This is a genomic window from Sphingorhabdus sp., assembly GCF_046596595.1.
Classification (GTDB): Bacteria; Pseudomonadota; Alphaproteobacteria; order Sphingomonadales; family Sphingomonadaceae; genus Sphingorhabdus_B.
In genome coordinates this window covers 1-6,433 of the sequence record NZ_JBKJMB010000082.1, presented here as the reverse complement: position 1 = coordinate 6,433, position 6,433 = coordinate 1, and the positions used below count along the sequence as shown (strand labels likewise).

Genomic DNA, 6,433 nt, shown 5'->3' with positions numbered 1-6,433 from the left:
CTGCGCGCTGGCGATGGTCGGCGGCGCGGCGGGCTGGGCGACACTCGACGAGGCGGTCAACACCAGCGCGACGAGCGGGAACCAGGGCAGGGCGCGGGTCATCGCATCACCCTTCGCGATGATAGGGATGGCGCGCAAGGATCGATGTGGCGCGGAACAATTGTTCGGCCAGCATCGCCCGCGCCATCAAATGTGGCCAGGTTGCCTTGCCAAAAGCAATGAGCTTGTCCGCTCCAGCGCGCGCAGCATCGTCAAAACCGTCGGCGGCGCCAATCAGGAAGCGCACTTCGCGCACGCCATCATCGCGCCAGCGTTCCAACAGGCGCGCGAGTTCAGCCGAGCTGAGCTGTTCGCCCTTTTCATCCATGATGATGGTTTTATGTGGGCTGTCCGAGGCAGGAAGATCCCCACCCCGATCAGGCAATTCGCTATGCCGCGTTGGCCAGCTTATCCGTTTCAAATAGCGGTCAACGAGTTCCTGCTCGGGGGAACGGCCAATCTTGCCGCGCGCGATGATGTGCAGACGCATCGCCATCGGCGCAGGCGTTCAGCCTTATTGCGCCGCGACTTCGGGCGCGTCGCCAAATGCCCACATACGTTCAAGATTGTAGAAGCTGCGCACTTCTGGACGGAACAAATGGACGATGACGTCTTCGGCATCAATCAGCACCCAGTCAGCAGAAGGCAGGCCTTCGATACGGGCATGGCGTCCGGCCTTTTTGATGCGCTCGGCAAGTTTCTGCGCCATCGACGCCACTTGGCGCGACGAGCGGCCCGACGCGACGACCATATGGTCGGCAATGTTGCTTTTGCCTTCAAGCGGGATGGTGACCACCTCCTGCGCCTGATCATCATCAAGTGATTGAAGGATCAACGCGTGCAGCGCGTCGGGGGTCAAAGTGGGCTCCTTGGCCTTTGCGGTCTGGGCAGGAACGGATACAGAATCGATCAAGATGGCTCCTTAAAGCACAATATTTCGGGTAACGCCGTCACGCGTTCCAAGTTCCTTATATCGGTGAAACCAATATGGGTCAGCACGCCGAAGAGCGGTCGCCGAACGCGGATCTGGACGAAAGCGCAAAAAGACAAGCGCTGGCGTACTCCATTTTGTCCAGCAATGACGCTGGTCCGGACGCCGGACAAACCGCCTGAACCAGGCCATCGCGGGACCCGCAACAGCATGCTCGTTATAGCCGGGTCTGGCGATAACTGCAATCGGCATCAATCGCGCGATGTCGCGCCACCGCCGCCAGTGGTGAAATTGCAACAAATTGTCCGCCCCCATGATCCAGATGAACCGCGTTTTCGGGTAACGTGCTACGAGCTTTTTCAGCGTTTCTGCGGTGTAGACGGTGCCAAGATCTGCCTCGATCGCCGTGACCTTAATGGGCGTGCGCCGCGCCTGCGCTTTGGCCGACGCCATGCGCGCAGACAAAGGCGCCATGTCTGCTTTGGGTTTCAACGGGTTGCCCGGCGAGACCATCCACCAAAATTCGTCAAGATTGAGCGAATCCATCGCGAACAGGCTGATCGCGCGGTGGCCGCCATGTGCAGGGTTGAACGATCCGCCCATGAGGCCGATTGTTTTCAAGGCCGGACCTGTCCTTGGCCCCGGACAATCCATTTATAGGTCGTAAGCCCCTCAAGCGCGACGGGTCCACGCGCGTGCAACCGGCCCGTCGCAATGCCGATTTCTGCGCCAAGACCAAATTCGCCACCATCGGCGAACTGGGTCGACGCATTGTGCATGACAATCGCGCTATCGACCTCCGCCAGAAAGCGTGCCGCAGCGGATTCATCTGCGGTGATGATTGCGTCGGTATGGTGTGAGCCGTGACGGGCAATATGCGCCATCGCCTCATCAAGCCCCGACACGACTCGGGCGGAAATGACCGAGTCGAGATACTCGGTGTCCCAATCTTCGGGTTCGGCCGACACCGTGCGGGCATCCAGCTCCATGAGCATATCATCAGCCCGCACCTCGCATCCTGCATCAAGCAGCCCCGAAATCAACGCGGCAGGCGCGGGATAATCCTGATCGATCAAAAGCGTTTCAGTAGATCCGCAAATCCCGGTCCGCCGCATTTTGGCGTTGATCACGATCGATTGCGCCATCACCGGGTCAGCATCCTTGTGGACATAACTGTGGCAAATACCATCAAGATGCGCGAGCACGGGAACGCGCGCCTCGTCCTGAACGCGTGCGACCAAAGACTTGCCACCGCGCGGGATAATCATGTCGATCACGCCCTGCGCACGCAGCATAAAGCCAACCATTTCGCGGTCCTGCGTCGGGACCAGTTGGATGGCTTCTGCTGGCAAGCCAGCCTGTATGACGCCGCGCAGCATCGCCGCGTGAATCGCGCGGTTGCTGTGCACCGCCTCGCTGCCACCGCGCAAAATGATGGCATTGCCCGAGCGCAGACCCAACGCCGCAGCATCGGCGGTGACATTGGGGCGGCTTTCGTAAATGATGCCAAGCACGCCAATAGGAACGCGCACGCGCTCCATCACAAGACCATTGGGCCGGATGCGGCTGTCGATGCATTGTCCGACGGGGTCTTCAAGCACAGCAACCTGTTCGACTGCCGACGCCATCGACATCACACGCGCTTCATCGAGCTTCAGACGGTCGAGCATCGCAGCTGAAATTTTCGCCGCAACCGCAGCGTCCATATCAATATCGTTCGCCGCAAGGATATCGGCCATGCCGTCACGCAAGGCAGACGCTGCGGCCATAAGGCCCGCCGCCTTGGTCGCATCATCCGCGCTTGCAAGGCGGCCAGCCGCGACACGCGCGTTTGCCGCAATGACCGTCATCAATGTCTCATTATCTGTCATCGCCTGTAACTCGTAGAGAAGTGATGGCAAAAGGGGAAGTGTTCCGGCAAATTAGCAATTGGAAACAAGGGAACAAAAACGAATCGGGATGATATGTCTGTTTTATCGCGATTTTTCCGACCATTTCCATCCAAATGGCTGCAACTGCTTATGGGCAAATGACAATTTGATAACGTTTTCCACAGCTCATCGTGCAATGCGCCCGACTCGTCACGAGTCCGCTTCAGGCGATTCGCTAGCACCCCTTTCCTCTGCTACGCGCACCCGACAAAGTTAATAACGGGGTGGGTCGTGTCGCTTAAAATCAGAATGTCCGGTTGGAAAAACCGGATAGCTGGATGGTTTATTGACCGCGAATTTTTCATGCGGGCCAATGGCCAAGTCCGGTTTCTCAAGATATCCGCACAGGTGCAACGCCGGGTGGCGGGCACAGTTGCGTGCGTCATTGGCGTCTGGCTCGTCGTCACGCTTGGTATGGCCATCAATCAGATCACTGTCACCGCACAGCGGATGGCGTTAAGCGCGCAGGAAGCAAAGGTTGAATCCGCCGAGGAACGCGTCGCCAGCTATCGCGGATCGATTGATGAAGTCACGAAGGATCTGGAGCGCAGGCAGCAAATGCTCGAAAGCTTGGGCGACCAATATCTTGGCGAGCTGACTGAGGCCGAGGCGAAAGCAACTACGCAACAATCCGCACCCACCGAAGCCGATAAAACCGTCAAAACGATCGGCCTTATGGTGCCCGAGGCCGCTGGCCTTGCTCGCATCGAAGCGCGGCAAATTCGCTTTGCCGAACAAATGACCCGCGTGGCGCTGGTCCGTGCATCAAAGGCAGAAGCCGCCATCCGCGAGTTCGGTTTGAACCCCGAAGCGCTGGCGCGGCAAGCGCGTAATGCGCTCGGTGGTTTGTTTGAACCATTTTTCGGTAGCCGCAAAAAAGACGTCCGCGACCCGCGCTTTTTGAAACTGGCCGCATCGCTTGGCCGGATGGACGCGATGGAGCGCGCTTTGGCCGCAATCCCCACATCGATGCCCGCTGCGGTCACGTTCATGTCAAGCGGCTTTGGCTATCGCAGCGATCCCTTTACCGGCGCTGGCGCCATGCATGCCGGGCTCGATTTCAAAGGCCCCATCGGGACGCCCATTCTTGCCGCAGCCGAGGGTAAGGTTTCCTTGGCCGGGTATAATGGCGGCTATGGCAACACTGTTGAAATCACCCACGCCAGTGGATTGGTAACGCGTTACGCGCATTTATCCGGTTTAAATGTGCGGTACGGCCAAGAGGTCGAACGCGGCCTGCAAATCGGACGCATGGGCAGCACCGGCCGTTCAACCGGCAGCCATTTGCATTTCGAGGTTCGCCTGAATGGTCAGGCAATAAATCCGCGCAAGTTTTTGGAGGCTAATCCCGATGTTCTCAAAGTCCAAACCGTCGCCGGACACCGTGCCGACATTGCCGCAAAGGAATAACAACGTGCGCAACAATTCTGGTCATACATTTTCGATCATAGCCGCTGACGTGGAAATTGTCGGTAATCTGTCGGCGCGCGTTGACCTCCATATCGATGGCAAGGTGCAGGGCGATGTCACCTGCGGCAATCTGGTGCAAGGCGAAGGCAGCATTATTGCAGGCAAAATCACGGCCGAATCCGCCAAATTATCGGGCCATGTCGAGGGATCGATTGAAGCCAATGACCTGGTAATCGAAGCAACCGCGCGCATCATGGGCGATGTGGTCTACAGCAATCTGACCATCGCACCGGGCGGGCAAATCGACGGCAAGTTCCGGCACAAATCCTCCACCGGCGCACCAACCATCGCGCGCGCGCCAATTAGGGCCGCTGAACCGTTGGTTCTCGGGGTGGATTCCAAGGTCGCTTAAGCGGGGGCGTTTAGCGTTTCGTTTTGATGCTGGTGCGGATGCCTCAGGGTGTCTCGACGATGCTCGTGTCTCGTCTTCGCTCGACATGAACGGGTGCGTCTCGAGTGCTTTGGTTTCAATAACTCAACACTTTCGTCATCCTGAACTCGTTTCAGGATAACAGGCGACGGTGGTTCGTTATCCTGAACCGAGTTCAGGATGACGAAATCGGGGGAGCACCCCCAAATTTCCAACACGCGCAACAATATTTCCTACAAAAACTTTGCGCGTGTTGCCTGCGCGAAAAAGGGACGGCCGACGCGGAAGCGCTGGTGCTGCTTCCGGCTGATGGTGTTTGTGGATTAAGGCTCGATTGTTCCATCAGGCTAATGCCCCGAGCCGCCTTTGATGTGGCTGTCACATTTTCCCCGGGGGTAAAGGTTCCCAAAGTCCCCGGGGCCGCCCTGAAAGGACGGGGCGGTTTCCCGCCACATGCAACCTTTTTTTGCGCTGTTCAGAGCTTGATGCAACAGGCCCTTTTGAAGGCTGAAGCAAGCACCCTATCGCGCCGGCCGTGCTGCCGGGTTCCCCCGCCAGCGTTCCCATCATCCCGACCCACGTTCTAGACCGCAGCCTGAATGACGCGAATCAACTAACCGATATGGTTATTTGTAGGAAAGCGGTTTTTGGGGGAACTATATATTTAACTAGCCACAAAGTCGCTTGACTAGCTAGCGTCATTTGGCTAGTTAGGTTTTATGACTGACAAACCAGAAACCGTTTCGCTCTATCAATTCTTCCAGCGCTTCCCGAACGAGGAAACTGCGCGGCAGTATTTTGAGAACAATCGTTGGGCTGGTGAAGTCAATTGTCCTCATTGCGGCAGCCTATCGGTCGCTCCTGTCAAAGACATGAAGCCAATGCCATACCGCTGCCGCGATTGTCGCCAGCATTTCAGCGTGCGCACTGGCACTGTGTTGGCCGAAAGCCGCTTGCCTTTGCACAAGTGGCTTATGGCGATCTATATGATGACCACAGCGCGCAAGGGCATCCCTTCAACCCAGATGGCGCGTGAACTTGGTATAACTCAAAAATCAGCGTGGTTTTTGGCGCAACGCATCCGTGAAACGTGGATGGTGATCTCGGAAGATGATATGGGTCCAGACGTTCAAGTTGATGAAACATTCATCGGCGGCAAAGAGCGCAACAAACACGCTAACAAGCGCACTCGCCACGGCGTTGACACTAAGACTGCCGTTGTGGGCATTATCGAGAACAATGGCCGCGTTAGGGCAGAGCCAATTAGCAATCTTAGCAAGGTGCATTTGCAGCGCTTCGTTCGCGCCAATGCGCGTGAAGGTGCAACAGTCGTTACTGACGCTTTTCGTTCATACGCTGGCTTAAGCGATGCCTACACGCACAAAACTGTCAATCACTCGGTGGGAGAGTATGTCCGTGATCAGGCACACACAAATGGTATTGAAAGCTTCTGGGCGCTTTTAAAGCGTGGTCACTACGGCATCTTTCACAGCATGAGCGGCAAACACTTGCACCGCTACGTCAATGAATTTGCTTTCCGTCACAACACAAAGCAAGCTGGCACAATGGGCTTCATCGAAGCCACTGTGGGCCGCATGGTTGGAAAGCGCCTCACCTACAAGGAACTTATCAATGCCTGACGACAAAAAAATGATTGAACCTATAAACGCAGATTTTGACGCTGTAGCTAAG

Annotated in this window: 7 protein-coding genes; 3 read left to right on the top strand and 4 right to left on the bottom strand. The window is 56.8% G+C overall.

Features of this window, described 5'->3' with window-relative positions:
* Positions 1-106: 106 nt before the first annotated feature.
* From ACLL9E_RS07990 to ACLL9E_RS07975, 4 genes are all read right to left on the bottom strand, one after another.
* Positions 107-529: a 23S rRNA (pseudouridine(1915)-N(3))-methyltransferase RlmH gene (locus ACLL9E_RS07990; protein WP_411291210.1), complete on the bottom strand. Its 423-nt coding sequence runs from the start codon at positions 527-529 to the stop codon at positions 107-109.
* A 24-nt stretch (positions 530-553) separates the two neighbouring features.
* Entirely contained in the window at positions 554-898 is a 345-nt protein-coding gene (gene rsfS / locus ACLL9E_RS07985; RefSeq protein ID WP_411291211.1) for a ribosome silencing factor, read from the bottom strand.
* 63 nt (positions 899-961) lie between these two features.
* Positions 962-1,591, bottom strand: a complete 630-nt coding sequence (locus tag ACLL9E_RS07980; protein ID WP_411291209.1) for a nicotinate-nucleotide adenylyltransferase — start codon at positions 1,589-1,591, stop codon at positions 962-964.
* Entirely contained in the window at positions 1,588-2,841 is a 1,254-nt protein-coding gene (locus tag ACLL9E_RS07975) for a glutamate-5-semialdehyde dehydrogenase (protein ID WP_411291208.1), read from the bottom strand. The genes ACLL9E_RS07980 and ACLL9E_RS07975 overlap by 4 nt, the downstream gene beginning before the upstream one ends.
* A gap of 291 nt (positions 2,842-3,132) precedes the next feature.
* On the opposite strand from ACLL9E_RS07975, the gene ACLL9E_RS07970 reads away from it, so the two are divergent.
* From ACLL9E_RS07970 to ACLL9E_RS07960, 3 genes are all read left to right on the top strand, one after another.
* Positions 3,133-4,311: a M23 family metallopeptidase gene (locus tag ACLL9E_RS07970; RefSeq protein WP_411291207.1), complete on the top strand. Its 1,179-nt coding sequence runs from the start codon at positions 3,133-3,135 to the stop codon at positions 4,309-4,311.
* A 4-nt stretch (positions 4,312-4,315) separates the two neighbouring features.
* Positions 4,316-4,723 (top strand): bactofilin family protein, encoded by a 408-nt coding sequence (locus ACLL9E_RS07965; RefSeq protein WP_411291206.1) that lies wholly within the window; start codon positions 4,316-4,318, stop codon positions 4,721-4,723.
* A gap of 737 nt (positions 4,724-5,460) precedes the next feature.
* Entirely contained in the window at positions 5,461-6,381 is a 921-nt protein-coding gene (locus ACLL9E_RS07960) for an IS1595 family transposase (protein WP_411291205.1), read from the top strand.
* Positions 6,382-6,433: the final 52 nt, after the last annotated feature.